This is a genomic window from Pseudomonas sp. WC2, assembly GCF_050586545.1.
Lineage (GTDB): Bacteria > Pseudomonadota > Gammaproteobacteria > Pseudomonadales > Pseudomonadaceae > Aquipseudomonas.
The window spans coordinates 422,953-443,067 of record NZ_JBOBDR010000001.1; the positions used below are offsets into that span (position 1 = coordinate 422,953).

Sequence of the window (20,115 nt, forward strand, 5' to 3'; positions counted from 1 at the left end):
TGCTAAAGTCAGCGTCCTTTTTATCGACTCTCGCGTGATATGACCGACTCCAGTCCTGCCGCAAGCCCTTCGAGCTTGAAAATCTACTTCCGCCTGCTCGGCTATGTCCGGCCGTACATCAGTCTGTTCCTGATCAGCATCGTCGGTTTCCTGATTTTTGCCTCGACCCAGCCGATGCTTGGTTACATTCTCAAGTACTTCGTCGACGGCCTGTCCAACCCTGAAGCCGTGCTGTTTCCGAGCGTGCCTTATCTGCGTGACCTGCAATTGTTACAGGCCGTGCCGTTGCTGATCATCCTGATCGCCGCGTGGCAGGGGTTGGGATCTTATCTGGGCAACTATTTCCTGGCCAAGGTTTCTCTGGGTCTGGTGCATGACTTGCGGGTGCAATTGTTCAATAACCTGCTGGTGCTGCCGAACCGCTATTTCGACAAGCATAACTCCGGTCATCTGATTTCCCGCATCACCTTTAACGTGACCATGGTCACGGGGGCGGCAACAGATGCGATCAAGGTCGTAATCCGTGAAGGCATGACGGTGATCTTCCTGTTCGTCTCGCTGTTGTTCATGAACTGGAAACTGACCTTGGTGATGGTCGCGATCCTGCCGCTGATTGCCGTGATGGTGCGCACCGCGAGCAAGAAATTCCGCAAGCAGAGCAAGAAAATCCAGCTGGCAATGGGCGACGTCACGCACGTGGCTTCGGAAACCATCCAGGGCTATCGCGTCGTGCGCAGCTTCGGCGGCGAAGTCTACGAAGAGAAGCGCTTCCTCAAGGCCAGCCAGAGCAACACCGACAAACAACTGCGCATGACCCGCACTGGCGCGATCTACACACCGATGCTGCAACTGGTGATCTACAGCGCCATGGCCGTGCTGATGTTCCTCGTGCTGTATCTTCGCGGTGACGCCTCGGCGGGTGACATGGTCGCCTACATCACGTTGGCCGGCCTGCTGCCGAAACCGATTCGCCAGTTGTCCGAAGTCAGCTCGACCATCCAGAAAGGCGTGGCCGGTGCGGAAAGCATCTTCGAACAGTTGGACGTGACGCCTGAAGTCGACACCGGCACGATCGAACGTGACGCAGTCACCGGTCGTCTGGATGTGCGCAACCTGAGCTTCACCTACCCGGACACTGAGCGTCAGGTCCTCGACAACATCAGCTTCTCGGTCGAGCCAGGGCAGATGGTGGCGCTGGTCGGGCGCTCGGGCAGCGGCAAGTCGACGCTGGCCAACCTGATTCCGCGTTTCTATCACCACAACAAGGGCGAGATCCTGATTGACGGTGTGGAAGTCGAAAGCTACAAACTGCTCAACCTGCGTCGGCATATCGCGCAGGTGACGCAGCACGTGACCCTGTTCAGCGACACCGTGGCCAATAACATCGCTTACGGCGATCTGGCCGGCGCGCCGCGAGAAGACATCGAGAAAGCAGCCCGTGATGCCTACGCAATGGATTTCATTGCGCAACTGCCAGAGGGCCTCGACACTCAGGTCGGCGAGAACGGCGTGCTGCTGTCCGGTGGTCAGCGTCAGCGTCTGGCAATTGCCCGTGCACTGCTCAAGAACGCGCCGCTGCTGATTCTCGACGAGGCCACATCGGCCCTCGACACCGAGTCCGAGCGGCACATTCAGGCGGCACTGGATCAGGTCATGAAGGGCCGCACCACGCTGGTGATCGCGCACCGTCTATCGACCATCGAGAAGGCCGATCTGATTCTGGTCATGGATCAGGGCCGGATCGTCGAGCGCGGCACCCACGATGAGTTGCTGGCGCAAAATGGCTACTACGCGCGGCTGAATGCCATGGGCCTCGATGCGCCGGCTGAGGACATCGCCTGAACCCGATCTCCGCCCTGCGAGCCTCTTTCCCATAATGGCGACGCTTGGCCGTGATGGGCGGCTTTTTTGTGCAAAAAATGCGCAAAAAAGCCGACTGTTTCATCCTCTTGCCAGCGGCGCGCTAGCTGGCGCCAACCCTGTGTTAATATCGCGCCCCTGTTCATTTTGTATGTGGGTTGCTCCATGAAGTTGTCCATGCCGCGATTCGATCAAGCCCCTGTCTTGGTGGTCGGCGATGTCATGCTCGACCGTTACTGGCATGGTGGTACCTCACGGATTTCCCCTGAGGCGCCGGTTCCGGTCGTTAAAGTCGAGCAAATCGAAGATCGTCCGGGTGGCGCTGCCAACGTTGCCTTGAACATTGCCGCGCTGGGTGCGCCGGCATCGCTGGTCGGTGTGACCGGTGATGACGAAGCTGCCGACAGCCTGAGCAACAGTCTCAAGGGCGCCGGCGTTCGAGCCTTGTTCCAGCGCATCGCGCATCAACCCACCATCGTCAAGTTGCGGGTCATGAGTCGGCACCAGCAGTTGCTGCGTATCGACTTTGAAGAACCGTTCGCGACCGACGCATTGGCGCTTGGCGCGCAGGTCGACGAATTGCTGGAAGGCATCAAGGTGCTGGTGCTGTCGGACTACGGCAAAGGTGCTCTGAAAAACCATCAGGCGCTGATCCAGGCGGCTCGGGCCAAAGGCATTCCGGTGCTGGCCGACCCCAAGGGCAAGGACTTCTCGATCTACCGTGGCGCGAGCCTGATCACTCCTAACCTCAGCGAGTTCGAAGCCATCGTTGGCGGTTGCGTCGACGAGCACGAGCTGGTGAGCAAGGGCGCGACGCTGATGCACGACCTCGCACTCGGTGCCTTGTTGGTGACCCGTGGTGAACACGGCATGACCCTGCTGCGTCCCGATCATCCGGCGCTGCACCTGCCGGCGCGTGCCCGTGAAGTCTTCGATGTGACCGGTGCCGGTGATACGGTGATTTCCACGCTGGCGGCGGCGATCGCCGCGGGCGAAGAACTGCCGCACGCGGTGGCGCTGGCCAACCTGGCGGCGGGCATTGTCGTCGGCAAGCTGGGTACCGCCGCAATCAGCGCGCCGGAGCTGCGTCGTGCCATTCAGCGCGAAGAGGGTTCCGAACGCGGTGTGCTCGGTCTGGAGCAACTGCTGCTGGCGGTGGCCGATGCCCGTGCGCACAACGAGCGGATCGTCTTCACTAACGGTTGCTTCGACATTCTCCACGCCGGGCATGTGACCTATCTGGAACAGGCGCGGGCGCAGGGTGATCGTTTGATCGTTGCCGTCAATGATGATGCATCGGTCAGTCGTCTGAAGGGGCCGGGTCGGCCGATCAACAGCGTAGACCGGCGCATGGCCGTTCTGGCTGGACTGGGCGCGGTAGACTGGGTCATCAGCTTCCCGGAGGGCACTCCGGAAAACCTGTTGCGAGAGGTCAAGCCGGACGTACTGGTCAAGGGCGGCGACTATGGTATTGATCAGGTTGTCGGCGCGGACATCGTGACGGCCTATGGCGGCACCGTTAAGGTGCTTGGACTAGTGGAAAACAGCTCGACAACCGCGATTGTCGAGAAAATCCGTAGTCGATGATCAGATGATATTTTACTGTTATGCGTTGCGTGCGAACGGATTTTGCCTTGGGGGTCCCGAAGTCGGCAGGTTTGAGTTCGGTGCGCTTGCCTGCTTACGTTGCACGGACCTTACCCTATGAAAGTCATGCTCCTGGTGATGAACGAGCAGCGGGTCATTCTTGACCGGCTCTACGACATCGTGCAGCAGAGCTGCGATGAGTGCGTCATCTATCGTTTGAGCAAGCATCAACAGATGAACCTGGGACCCTTCCTGACGTCCGTCGATTACCAGACCTTCGACCGTGTGGTGATTTTCTCCCGGGTCAAGCGTCTGGTTCGCCAGGTGCGGGTGCTCAAGTGCATTCCCGGGTTGATCTTTCTCGAGCACGACGCCTACCAGAACTACATGCCGACCAGTAAGTACCGCAATGTGTACTCGCGTCTCTACAAGCGTCTGCCAAGCAGTCGCGCCTTGATATCCGGCGCGGTTGTCGCGCGACGCATGCACGACGAGGGCATAGATGCGGTATTCGTGTCCAAGGGCTATGACGAGCAGATGCTGCACAATACCGGCGTCGAACGAGACATTCCCGTCGGCTTCCTCGGCAGCCTGAAAAGCACCGAGTACGCCCAACGCAAGGCCTTGCTGGAATCGCTGGCACGGCGTACCGATATGCTGGTGACCCGCACCCGTTCGGGCACCGAATACCTGGAAACGCTCAACCGCATCAAGATTTTCGTCAGTGCCGATATCGGCATGAACGAGTTCATGATCAAGAATTTCGAAGCGATGGCCTGCGGTTGCGTGCTGCTGGCCTGGAGCCAGGGCGAAGAAGATCAACTGCTCGGCTTCGAGGATATGCACAACACGGTGTTTTATCGCAGCGAAGACGAGGCGGTGGAGAAGATCAATTTGCTGCAGAGCGACCCCGAGCTGGCGCAACGTATCGCCAGTAACGGGCAGGCCTTTGCGCAGAGTCGTTATTGTTTCTCCCGCGTTGGCCAGGATCTGGCGGCGGAGATCCAGCGCGAAATGCGCCCATGGCAGCCGCCGTCGGCGTTCACGCGGTTCTGGGTCAAATTGCGCTACGGGATGCAGGTGCCGGTCTGAATGAAACAGCATGATGCGTCGCCGCCGGGTGAGTACATGGCGCTGGATGCGCTGCCCGGTGGTGACCAGTCAGTGCTGCAGGCGCTGCCCGTGGCGTTGCGCGAATGCCTGAGTCGAGCCACGCGTGTTGTACTGGTGGCCAACAATCCCGCGATCACGGCGGCCGACTTGCAAGCACTTGATCTGGGCGCCGATGACGTTGTCGTCAGCTTCAATCATTGCATCAAGGCTGCGCTCCTCTCTGCGCGAAGCGTCAATCTCTTCGTCCATGGCTACAACGCGCCGGATGCCTACTTTTTCGGTCTGCCTTACGGGCCGGACGTACAACGCCTGATCGATCAGGCGCAGAGCCGCTGCTTCAGCATGCTGGTCGGCTGCGCGGCCCCGATGTGCCCGTTGCCGCAGGTGGCTATGTATTGGGATCGCATCCCGTTGCCGCCGCTGTGGAATTACCCGGTCGACCGGCCAGGAGGCAAGCGCTATGTCGGTCCCTCCACCGGGTTCAACACCCTCGTGTTGCTCGACTGGCTGCGCGATCACGCGGGTTACACCTATCAGTTGCTGACCCTCGGGTTTTCCAACGAAGCCGGGAAGCTGTGGAGTGGACACGCCTGGGACTATGAGCGGGCATGGCTGCAGAACTCCACCGTTATCGTCGTGCCGCTGCAGCCGAAGCGCTGGTGGCAAAAACTGTTTCGCCAAAAATGACCGGCGCCGACCTTCCGTTTACAAGCGGTGCCGAACCACTTTCAAAAGGTGCTGGTGAGTGTTGAAAATCGCAGTGGCTTTTTTCGGTATCCCGAGAAACTCCCAGATCTGTTTCCCTTCCATCGAGCAAAATGTCCTCGCACAGCTACCGGCGGGTAGCGACGTACGGTGCTTTTATCACCTGTATCAGGTCGGTGAAGTGCAGAACACGCGCTCCGGTGAAAAAGGCGAACTGAAGGCTGACAATTACCAGCCCTTCGAATCCATGACCGGCTCCCTGACCTCGACTGACGGTGTGCTGGAACGTTGGGATTTCGAGCGGGTCAAGGCGCAGGGGGACACCTGGGCCGACGACTATGCCTCGTTGCGCAATCTGATTTATCAGCTCAATTCGTTGTACACCGTGACGACGATGATCGAATCCTTCGCGCCGGATTTCGTCGTGTTCGTGCGGCCGGATAACTTCTTCCACACCGCGCTTCCCGGCTATGTATTCGAGCATGCGCAGGCGCGGCGTCACCATGCGTATATTCCGGACTGGCAGTGGTGGGGCGGATTGAATGACCGGTTTGCCGTGTGCGGTCGCGATACCTATGTGGCCTACGGCAAACGCATCGAGCGCATTTTCGATTTTTGCTCGGCGACGGGCCGCAAGCTGCATTCCGAACGCCTGCTCAAATATGCGCTGCAACAGGTCGAGGCGAAGATTTGCACGCTGCCGACTCAGGCGTCCCGAGTGCGTATCAACGGTGCCTTTGCCGAAGAGTCGTTTTCGCCCAAGCGCGGCATGGGCAAGCGCGAAAACCGCTACTTCCATCTCTTCGCCACGTTACGCACGTGGATGGACCGCCGGCGCTAACCGGCTATTTGCTGGTTCGGCCTTTGCCCAGACCGACCAGTTGCAATGCCTTGATACTCAATTGTTTGAGTCCCGGGCGCGGCGCCTTCGCCGGTTGCAGCCCTTGCTGCGTCACCCAGTCCTTCCAGCGTATGCGCTCCTCCCGAACGGTCCAGCCGGTCTGGGTGGCAAAGCTTTCGGCCAGATACAGGCCTCGCGTGCTGGCGGGCAGGAGCTTGTCGCGTTTGAGCGTATAGAGTTCCGCCACTGGCGCGCCATCCTTGAGCGGCATCAGGTACAAATCCGGTCGCTTGCGATCCAGCCGCGCCACCAGTTGATCCCCCTCCAGACGCTCATCGACATGAAACAGACTCAAGGATTTCGCCTCCTTGGGCACTTCCAGTCGCAGGTCGTAAATCAATTGCAGCGAGGCGGTGGGCAAATGCACGTAAGCCCGAGGGCGTTCCTGCAGTTGCAGATTGGCGCAGCGCACCGGGCGCGCTGAACCGGACAAGGGCGTCAGGCGAAAGGGCAGGGCCTCGCGATAATGCAGGGCTGTCGCATAGGGCGCCGGCAGCCAGGTGTCATTGAAGCGTCCGCCGAGCCAGCCTTCCGGGGTTTCCATCAGACACTCTTCGGCAATTTCCTGAATGGCTGTGTGCAGGGGAATGTTCAATTCGTGGGCCGGCACGTAACCGGAAATCAGCTTGAGCACCACGTCGCCGCGATCCTGCCGGCGCTGGCGGACCAGTACCCAGTAATCGCGATTCTGCCAGTGCAGGGTCAGGCGCACCGAAACCCCAAGGTTGGCCAACTCCAATGCAAAGCGTTCGGCGTCCGCGACGCTGACCGGTTTGCGCCGTTGCAGGGTCTGGGTGAAGTTCAGCGGCATGCCAACGCTCTGATAGGTCAGGCCCTCGGGCGTGGCTTCGACGAATAGCGGCAGGGTCTTGAAGTTGCTCGGATTCTTTCTGATGAGCGTGCGCGGCATACCAGCTCCTGCTTAAGGCCGCGAGGCGGCGTCAGTGACCACGTAGGACCTGGGCAACGGTCGCAACGTTGTGGGCGAGGTGCAGCGGATTGATCGTGCCGACAATAGCACTGGCAACGCCAGGCTGCGCGAACAGCAATTCGAAACTGGCGCGCACCGGATCCACACCCGGACTCAAACAAACATGACCGCTGGCCAAGGCTTTTTTCACCAGAATGGCTTTGCCATGGGCAGCAGCATAGTCAATGACCGCTTTCTCGTTTTGTTCGTTCAGATTGTAGGTGACCATCGCGCAGTCCCCTTGCTCCAGTGCTCTTAGGCCACCTTCGACTGTTTTGCCGGAGAAGCCGAAGCCACGAATCTTGCCTTCGGCCTTGAGCGCCGCAAGGGTGGCGTAGACCTCTTCGTACTCAAGAATCGCCATGTCGTTACCGTCGGAATGCACCAAAACCAGATCGATGAAATCCGTTTCCAGACGTTTCAGGCTGCGTTCAACCGACATCCGCGTGTGCGCCGCGCTGAAGTCGTGATGCGACAAGCCATCAGCAAACTCTTCGCCGACCTTGCTGACGATGACCCAGTCCTGACGCTGGCCGCGCAACAGTGGGCCAAGGCGTTCTTCGCTGCGACCGTAAGCCGGGGCAGTGTCGATCAGGTTGATGCCCAGTTCGCGCGCCTGCCGCAGCAGCATCCGCGCTTCCTCATCACCGGGAATCTGGAAACCGTTGGGGTATTTCACGCCTTGGTCGCGGCCCAGTTTCACCGTGCCCAAGCCCAATGGCGAAACCGTGAGGCCAGTGCTGCCCAGCGGACGATGCAAGTCATGCAGGTTGGCGATGCTCATGGCAGCAGTTGCTCCCAGGCTGGAACACCCAGCGGTGGTTTCGGCAGGGTCGGCAACGGTTCGTTGGCGTGCGGCTGGATGCCATCGCGTTGCAGAGAGGCGATCACCCGATCGGCGAAGTCTGGCGCCAGCGCCAGTTTCGTCGGCCAACCCACCAGCAGGCGACCTTCTTCGGCGAGGAAGGCGTGGTCCGGGCGGGTCAGGCCGGTTTGCAGCGGTTCGGCGCGATCCACGCGCAGGGTCGCCCATTGCGTGGTGCTGAGGTCGATCCACGGCAACAACTGGGCGATTTCCTTTTGCGCGGTGGCGATTTGCTCGGCAGGCTCGCGATGAACGCCTTCGCTTTCGGCGATGTCACCGCCCATGTACCAGACCCAGTTGCCATCCGCCGCCGGGTGCGTGGTCACGGTGATACGCGGTTTGGTGCCGCCGCCCAGGCAGTGCGCGTACAGCGGCTTCAGGCCCGGGCCTTTGGCGATGATCATGTGCAGTGGGCGGCGTTGCATGGCCGGGCGGCTGAGGCCCAGGGCTTCGAGCAGCTCGGCGGTCCCGGCGCCGGCACTGAGCACGATGCGCTGCGCGCGAATCTCGCGGCCATCGACCTTGAGGCCGACCAGCACACCGGCTTCCAGCAGCGGTTCGATCACTTGGCCGGCAAGCAAACCGTCACCGGCCAGTTTCGCGAGGCGCTGGACCAGGCTAGGCACATCCACCACCAGTTCGGCGAGGCGGTAGACCTTGCCCTTGAAGCGCTTGTCTTGCAGCGCTGGCGGCAATTGCTCGCCTTTGACCTGATCAACCCGGCCACGCACCGCTTTACTGGCGAAGAAACTCGTGAGGTTGCCGGCCAGCGTGCCCGGCGACCACAGATAGTGGGCTTCGGACAGCAGGCGCACGCCGGACAGGTCCAGTTCGCCGTCGCCAGCCAGCGCTTCACGCCAGCGGCGCGGCATGTCGGCGATGGCTTCCGAAGCACCGGTCAAGGCACCGTGCAGCGCGTATTTGGCGCCGCCGTGGATGATGCCCTGGGATTTCACGGTCTGCCCGCCGCCGAGGCTGGCGCTTTCCACCAGCACGGTCGAAAAACCCTGGCGGCGCAGGCGCGCATTCAGCCAGAGGCCGGCGACACCAGCGCCGACAATTAGAACGTCGGTGGAAATAACGGATGGCATGCAGCGACCTCAGTGTTCAAGACGAGGGCGCAGTATACAGACTCGGGAAAGAGGGGGATTTGTCGATGATCAACAGGGCTAGCACAAACCTGTAGGAGTGAGCCTGCTCGCGATAGCGGTCTATCAGACGACATATATGTTGAATGACATATCGCATTCGCGAGCAGGCTCGCTCCCGCAGGGGGTAATTGCGTTACTTCAGATCAGTGGCCGGCGGTTTTCGAGAACAGCTGGATGACGACGACGCCCAGCACAATCAACGCCATCCCCAGCATCGCCGGGATATCCAGTTTCTGCCCGTAAATGAACAGCGCCGCGACGCTGACCATCACGATCCCCATGCCGGCCCACACGGCGTAGGCGACACCTACCGGCACGGTTCTCACCACCAGCGTCAGCATCCAGAACGCAATCGCATATCCGACGATGACCAGCACCAGCGGCAGCGGCGTGCTGAAACCTTTGACGGCTTTCATCGACACGGTGGCGATCACTTCGGCGCAGATGGCAATGGCCAGGTAGGCATAGGCGTTCATGGTTCAAACCCTCAAGTAATACGTTGCTTTCTGAGGCGGCATTCTAGAGATAGTTCAGATGGGGTAAAGTCATTACCTATCTGATTTGAAGATGGGTTGGTGAGCCAGCATGCAGTGGAACCTTGAGCAACTTCGGCTGTTCGTTGGCGTTGCCGACCAGCGTTCGTTTTCCGCCGTGGCGCGCCAGCAGCGCAAGGCGCAGTCGGCGATCAGCACTGCGATTGCGATGCTTGAGGATGATCTGGGCGTCAGCCTGTTCGAGCGTAGCAGCGGTCGTCAGCCCGCGCTCACCGAAGCGGGGGAGGCGCTGTTGGAAGAGGCGCGGGAAGTCTTGCGCCAATGCGAGCGCCTCAACGGTCGGGCGATGGCGATGATGCGCGGCCAGGAAGCGCAACTGCGCGTGGCGCAGGACGAAGCGATGCCCTATCAGGCGCTGGTGGAAAGTTTCGGCGCCCTGGCCGAGCAATTCCCCAGCCTCGAATTACAACTGACCAGCGCCGCCCAAGGCGAAGTCGCGCGCAAACTGGTGGAGCGCCGCGCCGACCTTGGGCTGTTGTTCTATCACGATGAAATCCCCGAGGCCCTGGAGCGGCGCGTGCTTGGTAGCGTGGAAATGGTCACGGTCTGCGGCATCCACCATCCGCTGGCGAAACAGTCCTACGTCACCTGCGAGCAACTGGCGCAACATCGGCAACTGCTGATGTCGACGCAAACCAGTGTCTATCCCGGCAACGAGCCGGCCAGCCCGCAAGTGTGGCGCGCCGACAGCTTCTATGTGATGGCCGAATGGCTGGTGCGCGATCTCGGCTGGGCGTGGCTGCCAAGGCACGTCGTGCAGTATTCGGCCTACCAGGGCCTGATGGTCGAACTCGACAGTGAATGGACACCGCCGGCCTTGGTGGTGGAACTGGTCTGGCGCCGCGACGAACCGCTCGGCCCGGCAGCGAGGTGGCTGGCCGAACGTTTTGCCGTGCACTTGCGGGCGATCGGCGACAAAAGCCGATAAACTCCGCCGCCATGAATAGAACTCTGTACACCGCGCTGTTTTACCTGGGGCTGCCACTGGTGGCGATTCGGCTGTGGCTGCGGGCGCGCAAGGCGCCGGCGTATGCCAAGCGCATAGGCGAACGTTTCTCCTGCGGCATGCCGACGCTGCAACCCGGTGGTATCTGGGTGCACGCGGTGTCAGTGGGCGAAAGCATTGCGGCGGCGCCGATGATTCGCGCCTTGCTGCAACGTTATCCACAGCTGCCGATCACCGTGACCTGCATGACACCCACCGGTTCGGAGCGGATTCAGGCGTTGTTCGCCAACGAGCCGCGCATCCAGCATTGCTATCTGCCGTATGACTTGCCATGTGCGGCGGCGCGCTTTCTCGATCGCGCCAAACCGAAGCTCGCGGTGATCATGGAAACCGAGTTGTGGCCCAATCACATTCATCAGTGCGCCAAACGCGGCATTCCGGTGGCGTTGGCCAACGGGCGTTTGTCCGAGCGTTCGGCGCGCGGCTACGGGCGCTTGCGCAAACTCACCGCGCCGATGCTCGCCGAGATGAGCCTGTTTGCCGTGCAGACCGAAGCCGAAGCCCAGCGCTTCCGCGATCTCGGTGCGCGACCGGAAACGGTCGAGGTCACCGGTTCGATCAAATTCGACCTGACCATCGACCCGCAACTGCTGCAACGCGCCGCCGAGTTGCGTGGTCAGTGGCAAGCGCAGGAGCGCCCGGTGTGGATCGCCGCCAGCACCCACGAAGGTGAAGATGAAGTGGTGCTCAGCGCCCATCGCCGCTTGCTGGCCAATCACCCGGATGCCTTGTTGATTCTGGTGCCGCGTCATCCGGAGCGGTTCAACTCGGTGTTCGAACTGTGCCAGCGCGAAGGCTTCGCCACGGTGCGTCGTTCGACCGGCGCGAATGTCGATGCGCAGACGTCTGTGCTGCTCGGCGACACCATGGGCGAATTGCTGTTTCTGTACGCCTTGGCCGACAGCGCGTTTGTCGGCGGCAGTCTGGTGCCGAACGGCGGGCACAATCTGCTGGAGCCGGCCGCGCTGGCGAAACCGGTGATCTGCGGCCCGCACCTGTTCAACTTCCTCGACATCGCCGCGCAGTTGCGCGAGGCCGGGGCGTTGGCGGAGGTGGATGATGCCGAAGGGCTGGCAGTGGAAGTGCAGCGCCTGTTCGAGCTACCGCGCGATGCGCAGCGCATGGCCGAGGCCGGGCTGGCGGTGATGCGCCGTAATCAGGGCGCGTTGCAGCGATTGCTGGACGGTTTGGGCCGACTGATCAAATAAAGCAAAAAGATCGTCCGATCGCGGCCCGAGCCTTCGGACGATCTTTTGCTTTTAAGGTTTAAGGCCGGGCCTTGAGCTGCGCCTCGGCAGCCTTGGCCAGATCCGGCGGGAGGAAATCCTTGTCCGGGTTGTAGTCGGCTTTCAGATAACGCCGCAGGTCTTCCAGATCCCCCGGATTCAACGTCCCCGCCGCCTGCTTCAAGCGCAGGTTGTCGAGAATGTAGTCATACCGCGTGTTGTTGTAGTTGCGCACTGAGGTGTACAGCTGACGCTGCGCATCGAGCACGTCAACGATATTGCGCGTACCGACCTGATAACCGATTTCCGTGGCTTCCACCGCGCTCTGGTTGGAAATGATCGACTGCTTGCGCGCCTGCACCTGCTCGACGTCGGTGTTCACCGCGCGGTGCAGGTTGCGGGTGTTCTCGACGATCTGCCGACGCAGGGATTCACGTTGCTGCTCGCTCTGATCCAGTTGCGCATACGACTGACGCACTTGTGAGCTGGTCAGGCCGCCGCTGTAAATCGGCACGCTCAATTGCAGGCCCACAGTGGTCTGTTCGACGTTGCCACCGTAAGGCGCGCCGAACGAGTTCGGGTTGCCGAAACCGAGGGCGTCGTTATCACCTTTTTCGTATTTGGCCACGGCATCAAGGGTCGGCAAGTGGCCGGCCTTGCGCTGCTTCAACGTCTCTTCGGCCGAGCTGACGGCGTAATTGCTGGCCAGCAGATTCAGGTTCTGTCGCGCCGCCGTATCGACCCACGACTTAGCATCGTTCGGCGCCGGTGGCAGGATCGGCAGCGAGTGGACGATGCCCTGAATCGAGTTGTACTGACGGTTGGTCAGGGTGATCAGCGCTTCGAATGCGTCATCGACCTGACGCTGCGCCACGATGCGGTTGGCCCGTGCGGTGTCGTAACTGGCTTGTGATTGCAGCACGTCGGTCTTGTCCGACAGGCCCACATCGAAACGCTCATTGGACTGGTCGAGCTGGCGCTTGAACGCGGCCTCTTCAGCCTTGGTCGAGGCCAGGTTGTCCTGGCTGCGCAGCACGTTGAAATAGCTTTCGGCCGATTGCAGGATCAGATTCTGCTCGGTCGCCGACAGTTGCAGCGCGGCTTGCTCGTTGACGTCCTTGGCCGCCTGGTACTGGAACCAGCGATCGGCACGGAACAACGGTTGCGCAAGGGTCGCCTGATACGAGTGAGCGCTGCGATTGGCGATGGCCGAGGGCTGATCGATCGAGGTGCGCACGTTGGCGGTTTCGGCGCCGCCGGACAGGTTCGGCAGCAAGCCGGCGCGGGCCTGTGGCACCACTTCTTTCTGCGCGCCGTACTGGGCGCGGGCGGCGGCCAGATCGGCGTTGTTGTCGACCGCTTCCTGATAGACGCTGACCAGATCGGTTTTGGTCGACAAGGGCGCTTCTGCTGCCCAGGCCATTGCGTTGGACGCACAAGACACGGCCAGAGCCAGTGAGAGTTTGCGCAGCATGAGGCGATCCCTAGCATTAATATTATGGAAGTAATCTGGGCGCCAAAGGTACGGCGCAGGCCCTGCAGCGTCAAGGCGCGGCAGGGCAAAGCGAGTGTAGTTGCGCAATCGGTTCACAACAATCGGCCAAGCCCCTGTATTTGCGCCATTCATCATGGTGATTGCTGCGGTGTTGGCGTTCTTTGCCAGTTGTGTCTAGACTGGCCGGGTTCTTGTCGGGGTGCCTTGCTATGAGGCTGAGATCGAATAATTTCGGATCCCGTTGAACCTGATCAGGTTAGCGCCTGCGTAGGGAACAAGATTTCTCGTCACCCGGCGAGTCCTCTTGTGCTTCGTCCGGGAAATTGTTCGACAATCGAACGCTCGACGACGATGCACAGCACCAGTCCTGGTGCGTCCGTGCCTTTCAGGTTCTGCTCCGACAATCCACTGCCTGGATGCTGTCTGGAGAGCCCGTGATGACTACTACAAAATCAAAAAACGCGATCAACCTGAGTGACTCGGCCAAGGTCGATGAGCAATCGGTCAAGCCGTTCACCCGTTCGCAAAAAGTCTACGTTCAGGGCTCTCGCCCGGACATCCTCGTGCCGATGCGCGAAATCACCCTCGACGTGACGCCGACCGACTTCGGCGGCGAAATCAACGCGCCGGTCACTGTCTACGACACCTCTGGCCCGTACACCGATCCGAACGTAGTAATCGATGTGCGCAAAGGCCTGGCCGATGTGCGTTCGGCGTGGATCGACGACCGTGGCGACACCGAGCGTCTGACGGGACTGAGTTCCAATTTCGGCCGCGAGCGCCTCGCCGATCCGGAACTGACCAAGCTGCGCTTTGCCCACGTCAACAATCCGCGCCGCGCCAAGGCCGGTGGCAATGTCACGCAGATGCACTACGCGCGTCAGGGCATCATCACGCCCGAGATGGAATTCGTCGCCATCCGCGAAAACATGAAGCTGGAAGTGGCTCGCGCCGCCGGCTTGCTGGATCAGCAACACCCGGGCCACAGCTTCGGCGCCAGCGTGCCGAAAATCATCACCCCCGAGTTTGTCCGTGAAGAGATCGCCCGTGGCCGCGCAATCATTCCGGCCAACATCAACCACACCGAACTGGAACCGATGATCATCGGCCGTAACTTCCTGGTGAAGATCAACGGCAACATCGGCAACAGTGCTTTGGGTTCGTCCATCGAAGAAGAAGTGGCGAAGCTGACCTGGGGTATTCGCTGGGGCGCGGACAACATCATGGACTTGTCCACCGGCAAGCACATTCACGAAACCCGCGAGTGGATCATCCGCAACTCGCCAGTGCCGATCGGCACGGTGCCGATCTATCAGGCGCTGGAAAAAGTCGGCGGCGCGGCCGAAGACCTGACCTGGGAGCTGTTCCGCGACACGCTGATCGAACAGGCCGAGCAGGGCGTCGACTACTTCACTATTCACGCCGGCGTGTTGCTGCGCTACGTGCCGCTGACCGCCAAGCGCGTGACCGGTATCGTTTCCCGTGGCGGTTCGATCATGGCCAAGTGGTGCCTGGCGCATCACAAGGAAAACTTCGCCTACACGCATTTCGAAGAAATCTGCGAAATCATGAAAGCCTATGACGTCAGCTTCTCGCTGGGTGATGGCTTGCGTCCGGGTTCGATTGCCGACGCCAACGATGCCGCCCAATTTGGCGAACTGGAAACCCTCGGCGAGTTGACCAAGATCGCCTGGAAGCACGACGTGCAAACGATGATCGAAGGCCCGGGCCACGTGCCGATGCAGTTGATCAAAGAGAACATGGACAAGCAGCTGGAGTGCTGCGACGAGGCGCCGTTCTACACCCTCGGCCCGCTGACCACCGACATCGCGCCGGGCTATGACCACATCACCTCCGGCATCGGTGCGGCGATGATCGGCTGGTTCGGTTGCGCGATGCTTTGCTACGTGACGCCGAAGGAACACTTGGGTCTGCCGAACAAAGATGACGTGAAGACCGGGATCATCACCTACAAGATTGCGGCCCACGCAGCGGACTTGGCCAAAGGGCATCCAGGCGCACAGATTCGCGACAACGCCTTGAGCAAGGCGCGTTTCGAATTCCGTTGGGAAGACCAGTTCAACCTCGGTCTCGATCCGGACACCGCCCGTTCGTATCACGATGAAACCCTGCCGAAGGATTCGGCCAAGGTCGCGCACTTCTGTTCGATGTGCGGGCCGAAATTCTGCTCGATGAAGATCACTCAGGAAGTCCGCGAATACGCGGCCAACCAGCGGATCGAAGCGGTCGACGTGGACGTCGCCCAAGGCCTGGCGGAACAGGCCGAGCGGTTCAAGAAGGAAGGCAGTCAGCTGTACAAAAAGGTTTGACCCCGTACTGATCGTTCCCACGCTCCGCGTGGGAATGCAGCCCGTGACGCTCCGCGTCACTGGACGCGGAGCGTCCCTAGAGGCATTCCCACGCAGAGCGTGGGAACGATCACACAACAACAAATGTCCCTCTGAGATAACACCCTTGAGCATTCAACCCAGCACTTATTCTCCCGACCTCGCCGTGCCCGCCGACAAGCGTGTATTCGGCGGTCGTGATCTGTTTTCCTTGTGGTTCTCCCTCGGCATCGGCCTGATGGTTTTGCAGACCGGCGCATTACTCGCGCCAGGTCTGGGCCTGTCCGGCTCGTTGCTGGCGATTTTCCTTGGCACGCTGGTCGGCGTGCTGCTGCTGGCCGCCGTCGGCGTGATCGGCAGCGACACCGGTCTGTCGTCGATGGCTGCCCTCAAACTCAGCCTCGGCAGCAAAGGCGCGAGCCTGCCGGCGCTGCTCAACTTGCTGCAACTGATCGGTTGGGGCTCGTTCGAAATCATCGTCATGCGCGACGCCGCCAGCCTGCTCGGCACCCGCGCGTTCAGCGAAGGTTCGCTGTGGTCGAACCCGATATTGTGGACCCTGTTTTTCGGCGCGCTGGCGACGTTGCTGGCGGTCAGCGGCCCACTGACTTTCGTGCGGCAGATCCTGCGCAAGTGGGGCATCTGGCTGCTGCTCGCCGCGTGCATCTGGCTGACCTGGAACCTGTTTGCCAAAGCCGATCTGACCGATCTCTGGTCGCGCGCCGGTGACGGTTCGATGCCATTCGCCGTTGGCTTCGACATTGCCATCGCGATGCCGCTGTCGTGGCTGCCGCTGATCGCCGACTACTCGCGTTTCGGCAAGCGTGCGAAGAATGTTTTCGGTGGCACCGCCGTCGGTTTCTTCATCGGCAACTTCTGGCTGATGAGCCTTGGCGTCGCTTACACCCTGGCCTTCGCGCCGAGCGGTGAAGTCAATGCGCTGTTGCTGGCGCTGGCCGGTGCCGGTCTGGGCATCCCGCTGTTGCTGATTTTGCTGGATGAATCGGAAAACGCTTTCGCCGATATTCACTCGGCAGCGGTTTCCAGCGGGATTCTGTTGCGTCTGAAAGTCGAGCATCTGGCCTTGGCCATCGGCGTGATCTGCACGCTGATCGCATTGCTGGCGCCGTTGGCGCAGTACCAGAATTTCCTGCTGCTGATCGGTTCGGTGTTTGCGCCGCTGTTCGGCGTGGTGCTGGTGGATCACTTCATTCTGCGCAAGCGCAGCGCTCAGGTCGCATCGGCCGCATTGCGCTGGCCGGCGTTGTTGGCGTGGCTGGGTGGCGTGAGCACCTACCACTTGCTGGCGAATCTGTATCCGGATGTCGGCGCAACCCTGCCGGCGCTGGTGCTGGCAGGGCTGTTGCAGCTAGTGCTGGGCCGGGCTTTCAGTTACGGCCGGGAAACAGCTCAGGCTTGAGAATGCCGTTCAGACGCGGATAAGGAATCTTCAGTTCGACGTGGCCCAGCGCGTAAGGCGCAATGGTGGTCACGTCGTACTTGAGGATCACGCCACCATAGGTCAGCGCCACGTTCGGGGTTTTCACGAACGGCCAGTTCGCGACGAACTCAGGTTCCTGATCGAGCTTGGTGCTGATCAACCAGCTGTTGTGCGCGACCTGCGCCGCCTTCCAGAAAGCGTCTTCCTGACCCGGCAGCAACATGTCGGACAGGTTCAGCACCTTGTGCTGCTGGCGCGAATAGTTGATGAAACCGCGACCCGGTGTGCCATGCGCGCCGCCAGTGTCCAGGTAGCTCGACAACTCGATGATCACCAAGCCGTCATGCTGCTCGCGTACTTTCGCTTGCAGGTAGCTGCTGTTGCGCGGGCCGGCGCTGGCCAAAAACTGATCGCGATAGGCCGCCAGAGTCGGCGCTACCGGGGCGTTTTTCTCGGTGCGGGTCATTTGCAGCAAGCGTTTTTCGATGATGCCGTCCAGTGCAGGTTCGGCCGGGAAACGCAGGGTGTCGATGTTCACCAGCGGGCAATCCGGGGTGGAACAGCCAGGCTTGAGCTGTTCGGAGGCATCGCGGGTGGTTTCCAGCGGCGTGCGGTAGTTAGGCTGAAACAGGCTTGCACACGCGCCCAGAGTCAGGGCGATGGTGGCCACAGAGGCAATTTTGAAAAGCGACATGGGCGTCCTTTCGAAAGCAAGGGAAGGCAAAAAGTTACCGCTTCGACTCTCAACGAAGCAGTCAGTTCGCCACTAAGCTAATTAGAGTGGGTTTCGCCGTCACCGTCCATCCCGATGACGGTAAAGGGGCTGCATCAAACCGTTCGGGCGCGTTAGGATGGCGCGAAGTCGAGGTTGCCGGTCAGCCGCAGCAACTTCGTAATGGACGTGCAGTAAAGAGGATGCTTATGACTGATTTTGCCAACGCCATTCCGACCGCCGTCGATATCGTGCGGCGCGAAAAATGCTACGAGGGCTTTTACAAGCTCGACCGCGTGCACCTGCGCCATGAATTGTTCGCCGGTGGCATGAGTCGCGAAATCAACCGTGAAATCTTTGTCCGCCACGATGCCGTTTGTGTGCTGCCGTACGATCCGCAGCGCGACGAAGTGGTGCTGATCGAGCAGTTTCGCATCGGCGCCATGGGCAAGACCGACAATCCGTGGCTGGTCGAACTGGTCGCTGGTCTGATCGACAAGGATGAACAGCCGGAAGAAGTTGCTCACCGCGAGGCGCAGGAGGAAGCTGGGCTGGACATCAAGGCCCTGTGGCCGATGACCAAATATTTCCCGTCGCCGGGGGGCAGCAACGAGTTCGTGCATTTGTATCTGGGGCGTTGCAGCACTGAAGGCGTTGGCGGCCTGCATGGCCTGGAAGAAGAGGCAGAAGATATCCGCGTCACGGTCTGGGCCTTTGAAGATGCCTTGCAGGCCGTCCGTGACGGACGCATTGCCAACGCGGCGAGCATCATCGCCTTGCAATGGCTGGCGCTGAACCGCGCCGAAGTGAGGGGGTTATGGTTGTAAACAAGTTGCGCGATCGCTATCGAGTCGACCTCGTGGGGCTGCAAGCCGCCTGCGAGGCCAACTACGCGCGCCTGATGCGACTGGTGCCGGACATGCGCAACGAGCCCGAGGCGCGGCGCATCGCCGTGACTCAGGGCGAGCAAATGCTCGGTGTGCTGGCCCTCGAAGTGCTGCAAACCTGCCCGTACACCACGACGTTGCAAGTGCGTCAGGAACACAGCCTGCCGTGGCTGCCGGTGCCGCAACTGGAAGTGCAGGTCTATCACGACGCACGCATGGCCGAAGTGGTCAGCGCCGAACATGCACGACGCTTTCGCGGCATCTATCCTTACCCGAATGCGGCGATGCATCAGCCGGATGAAAAGGCTCAGCTCAATCTGTTCCTGGGGGAATGGCTGAGTCATTGCCTGGCGTTGGGGCATGAGTACGAAGTCGTTCGTTAGTTGTGAACTGTGTCCGGTTCGCCGGTTTCCTCTTTCACTGATCCCCCAGCATAATTGCGGCACTTGATCGATTCCGTGCTTTTGCCTTGGGAGAGCGCCTTGCCGAGCGTATCCACGTTGACCACCGCCGATGCGGCGCTGCTGGTGCAGTTGTCCGACAGCCATCTGTTCGCCGAGGCGGACGGCACGCTGCTGGGCATGAACACCCGCGAGAGCCTGCAAAAGGTCATCGAATTAGTGCTGGGGCAACAGCCGCGGATCGACCTGATTCTGGCCACGGGGGATATTTCCCAGGACGGCACGCTGGAGTCCTATCAACAGTTTCGCCAGATGAGCGCGCAGATCGATGCGCCGGCGCGCTGGATTCCTGGCAATCACGACGAACCGATGATCATGGCCCAGGCAGCGGTGCAAAGCGCATTGCTGGAGTCGGTGGTCGATATCGGCAATTGGCGCGTGACGTTGCTCGATTCGGCGGTGCCGGGCTCGGTGCCGGGGTATTTGCAGGACGATCAATTGCAGCTGCTGGCGCGCTCGTTGAGCGAAGCGCCGGAGCGTCATCATCTGGTGTGCTTCCACCATCACCCGGTGTCGATCGGTTGCGCGTGGATGGAACCGATTGGCTTGCGCAATCCTGAAGCGTTTTTCGAGGTGCTGGATCGTTTTCCACAGGCTCGCGCGGTGTTGTGGGGGCATGTGCATCAGGAGATTGATCGCGAGCGTAACGGTGTGCGCTTGATGGCTTCGCCGTCGACGTGCATTCAGTTTGAGCCGGGCAGTGAAGACTTCAAGGTAGGCGAGCAGGCGCCGGGGTATCGCTGGTTGCGGTTGTTGCCGGATGGGCGGTTGGAAACCGGTGTCGAACGCGTCATGAATTTCGCCTTCACCGTCGACTACGGCTCCAACGGCTA

18 protein-coding genes and 1 riboswitch are annotated in these 20,115 nt (G+C 60.7%); of the genes, 12 read left to right on the top strand and 6 right to left on the bottom strand.

The genetic code is table 11. From position 1 onward, the window contains the following. Positions 1–39: 39 nt before the first annotated feature. From msbA to ACQ4OE_RS01985, 5 genes are all read left to right on the top strand, one after another. The gene (gene msbA, locus ACQ4OE_RS01965) at positions 40–1,842 is read left to right on the top strand and encodes a lipid A export permease/ATP-binding protein MsbA (RefSeq protein WP_122593850.1); all 1,803 of its coding nucleotides are present in this window, start codon (positions 40–42) and stop codon (positions 1,840–1,842) included. A 183-nt stretch (positions 1,843–2,025) separates the two neighbouring features. After that, positions 2,026–3,447 carry a bifunctional D-glycero-beta-D-manno-heptose-7-phosphate kinase/D-glycero-beta-D-manno-heptose 1-phosphate adenylyltransferase HldE gene (hldE, locus tag ACQ4OE_RS01970; RefSeq protein WP_430945471.1) on the top strand — a complete coding sequence of 474 codons (1,422 nt, stop codon included), beginning with the start codon at positions 2,026–2,028 and terminating at the stop codon, positions 3,445–3,447. Positions 3,448–3,564: 117 nt separating this feature from the next. Next, entirely contained in the window at positions 3,565–4,539 is a 975-nt protein-coding gene (locus tag ACQ4OE_RS01975; RefSeq protein WP_430945472.1) for a glycosyltransferase family protein, read from the top strand. Then, positions 4,540–5,247, top strand: coding sequence for a hypothetical protein (locus tag ACQ4OE_RS01980; RefSeq protein ID WP_430945473.1), 708 nt, complete (start codon positions 4,540–4,542; stop codon positions 5,245–5,247). Positions 5,248–5,305: 58 nt separating this feature from the next. After that, positions 5,306–6,106, top strand: coding sequence for a hypothetical protein (locus tag ACQ4OE_RS01985; protein WP_430945474.1), 801 nt, complete (start codon positions 5,306–5,308; stop codon positions 6,104–6,106). A 4-nt stretch (positions 6,107–6,110) separates the two neighbouring features. Here the strand turns inward: ACQ4OE_RS01985 and ACQ4OE_RS01990 are convergent, their stop codons facing one another. The 4 genes from ACQ4OE_RS01990 to ACQ4OE_RS02005 form a co-directional block, all read right to left on the bottom strand. After that, positions 6,111–7,076, bottom strand: coding sequence for a metal ABC transporter ATPase (locus ACQ4OE_RS01990; RefSeq protein WP_122593844.1), 966 nt, complete (start codon positions 7,074–7,076; stop codon positions 6,111–6,113). A gap of 31 nt (positions 7,077–7,107) precedes the next feature. After that, positions 7,108–7,920: an aldo/keto reductase gene (locus ACQ4OE_RS01995; RefSeq protein ID WP_430945475.1), complete on the bottom strand. Its 813-nt coding sequence runs from the start codon at positions 7,918–7,920 to the stop codon at positions 7,108–7,110. Continuing rightward, positions 7,917–9,092 carry an NAD(P)/FAD-dependent oxidoreductase gene (locus ACQ4OE_RS02000; RefSeq protein ID WP_430945476.1) on the bottom strand — a complete coding sequence of 392 codons (1,176 nt, stop codon included), beginning with the start codon at positions 9,090–9,092 and terminating at the stop codon, positions 7,917–7,919. The genes ACQ4OE_RS01995 and ACQ4OE_RS02000 overlap by 4 nt, the downstream gene beginning before the upstream one ends. 203 nt (positions 9,093–9,295) lie before the next feature. Further along, positions 9,296–9,628, bottom strand: coding sequence for a DMT family transporter (locus ACQ4OE_RS02005; protein ID WP_016985677.1), 333 nt, complete (start codon positions 9,626–9,628; stop codon positions 9,296–9,298). Between the two features lie 109 nt (positions 9,629–9,737). Here ACQ4OE_RS02005 and ACQ4OE_RS02010 point away from each other — a divergent pair, with 109 nt between their 5' ends. Together ACQ4OE_RS02010 and waaA are read left to right on the top strand one after the other, a co-directional pair. Then, entirely contained in the window at positions 9,738–10,634 is an 897-nt protein-coding gene (locus tag ACQ4OE_RS02010; protein ID WP_430945477.1) for a LysR family transcriptional regulator, read from the top strand. Positions 10,635–10,645: 11 nt separating this feature from the next. Beyond that, complete coding sequence (gene waaA / locus ACQ4OE_RS02015) at positions 10,646–11,920, top strand: lipid IV(A) 3-deoxy-D-manno-octulosonic acid transferase (RefSeq protein WP_430945478.1); 1,275 nt, start codon at positions 10,646–10,648, stop codon at positions 11,918–11,920. A gap of 58 nt (positions 11,921–11,978) precedes the next feature. On the opposite strand, the gene ACQ4OE_RS02020 is transcribed toward waaA, so the two are convergent. Then, the gene (locus ACQ4OE_RS02020; protein ID WP_158959147.1) at positions 11,979–13,412 is read right to left on the bottom strand and encodes a TolC family outer membrane protein; all 1,434 of its coding nucleotides are present in this window, start codon (positions 13,410–13,412) and stop codon (positions 11,979–11,981) included. A gap of 206 nt (positions 13,413–13,618) precedes the next feature. Then, positions 13,619–13,724: riboswitch (TPP riboswitch) on the top strand. Between the two features lie 146 nt (positions 13,725–13,870). Between ACQ4OE_RS02020 and thiC the strand changes: the two genes are divergently transcribed. After that, a complete protein-coding gene (gene thiC, locus ACQ4OE_RS02025; protein WP_430945479.1) occupies positions 13,871–15,763 on the top strand; it encodes a phosphomethylpyrimidine synthase ThiC in 1,893 nt (630 codons plus the stop codon). Between the two features lie 145 nt (positions 15,764–15,908). Then, positions 15,909–17,201 carry a putative hydroxymethylpyrimidine transporter CytX gene (gene cytX / locus ACQ4OE_RS02030; RefSeq protein ID WP_430945480.1) on the top strand — a complete coding sequence of 431 codons (1,293 nt, stop codon included), beginning with the start codon at positions 15,909–15,911 and terminating at the stop codon, positions 17,199–17,201. Here the strand turns inward: cytX and ACQ4OE_RS02035 are convergent. Continuing rightward, a complete protein-coding gene (locus tag ACQ4OE_RS02035) occupies positions 17,170–17,916 on the bottom strand; it encodes an RsiV family protein (RefSeq protein WP_122593836.1) in 747 nt (248 codons plus the stop codon). The genes cytX and ACQ4OE_RS02035 overlap by 32 nt on opposite strands. A 227-nt stretch (positions 17,917–18,143) precedes the next feature. On the opposite strand from ACQ4OE_RS02035, the gene ACQ4OE_RS02040 reads away from it, so the two are divergent. From ACQ4OE_RS02040 to cpdA, 3 genes are all read left to right on the top strand, one after another. After that, positions 18,144–18,761: an NUDIX domain-containing protein gene (locus ACQ4OE_RS02040; RefSeq protein WP_122593835.1), complete on the top strand. Its 618-nt coding sequence runs from the start codon at positions 18,144–18,146 to the stop codon at positions 18,759–18,761. Then, complete coding sequence (locus ACQ4OE_RS02045; RefSeq protein ID WP_034151669.1) at positions 18,752–19,204, top strand: DUF1249 domain-containing protein; 453 nt, start codon at positions 18,752–18,754, stop codon at positions 19,202–19,204. Before ACQ4OE_RS02040 ends, ACQ4OE_RS02045 begins: the two co-directional genes overlap by 10 nt. A gap of 99 nt (positions 19,205–19,303) precedes the next feature. Continuing rightward, positions 19,304–20,115, top strand: an 812-nt coding sequence (gene cpdA / locus ACQ4OE_RS02050; protein WP_430945481.1) for a 3',5'-cyclic-AMP phosphodiesterase, incomplete at its 3' end; no start/stop codon positions are given.

Excerpts from the sequence above, each read along its gene's own strand:
- ACQ4OE_RS01975 (WP_430945472.1), top strand. The coding sequence starts at position 3,565 with ATGAAAGTCATGCTCCTGGTGATGAACGAGCAGCGGGTCATTCTTGAC.
- ACQ4OE_RS02005 (WP_016985677.1), bottom strand. The coding sequence starts at position 9,628 with ATGAACGCCTATGCCTACCTGGCCATTGCCATCTGCGCCGAAGTGATC.
- msbA (WP_122593850.1), top strand. The coding sequence starts at position 40 with ATGACCGACTCCAGTCCTGCCGCAAGCCCTTCGAGCTTGAAAATCTAC.
- ACQ4OE_RS02040 (WP_122593835.1), top strand. The coding sequence starts at position 18,144 with ATGACTGATTTTGCCAACGCCATTCCGACCGCCGTCGATATCGTGCGG.
- waaA (WP_430945478.1), top strand. The coding sequence starts at position 10,646 with ATGAATAGAACTCTGTACACCGCGCTGTTTTACCTGGGGCTGCCACTG.
- ACQ4OE_RS01980 (WP_430945473.1), top strand. The coding sequence starts at position 4,540 with ATGAAACAGCATGATGCGTCGCCGCCGGGTGAGTACATGGCGCTGGAT.
- ACQ4OE_RS02035 (WP_122593836.1), bottom strand. The coding sequence starts at position 17,916 with ATGTCGCTTTTCAAAATTGCCTCTGTGGCCACCATCGCCCTGACTCTG.
- ACQ4OE_RS01995 (WP_430945475.1), bottom strand. The coding sequence starts at position 7,920 with ATGAGCATCGCCAACCTGCATGACTTGCATCGTCCGCTGGGCAGCACT.
- ACQ4OE_RS02045 (WP_034151669.1), top strand. The coding sequence starts at position 18,752 with ATGGTTGTAAACAAGTTGCGCGATCGCTATCGAGTCGACCTCGTGGGG.
- ACQ4OE_RS02010 (WP_430945477.1), top strand. The coding sequence starts at position 9,738 with ATGCAGTGGAACCTTGAGCAACTTCGGCTGTTCGTTGGCGTTGCCGAC.
- ACQ4OE_RS02000 (WP_430945476.1), bottom strand. The coding sequence starts at position 9,092 with ATGCCATCCGTTATTTCCACCGACGTTCTAATTGTCGGCGCTGGTGTC.
- ACQ4OE_RS02020 (WP_158959147.1), bottom strand. The coding sequence starts at position 13,412 with ATGCTGCGCAAACTCTCACTGGCTCTGGCCGTGTCTTGTGCGTCCAAC.
- hldE (WP_430945471.1), top strand. The coding sequence starts at position 2,026 with ATGAAGTTGTCCATGCCGCGATTCGATCAAGCCCCTGTCTTGGTGGTC.
- thiC (WP_430945479.1), top strand. The coding sequence starts at position 13,871 with ATGACTACTACAAAATCAAAAAACGCGATCAACCTGAGTGACTCGGCC.
- ACQ4OE_RS01990 (WP_122593844.1), bottom strand. The coding sequence starts at position 7,076 with ATGCCGCGCACGCTCATCAGAAAGAATCCGAGCAACTTCAAGACCCTG.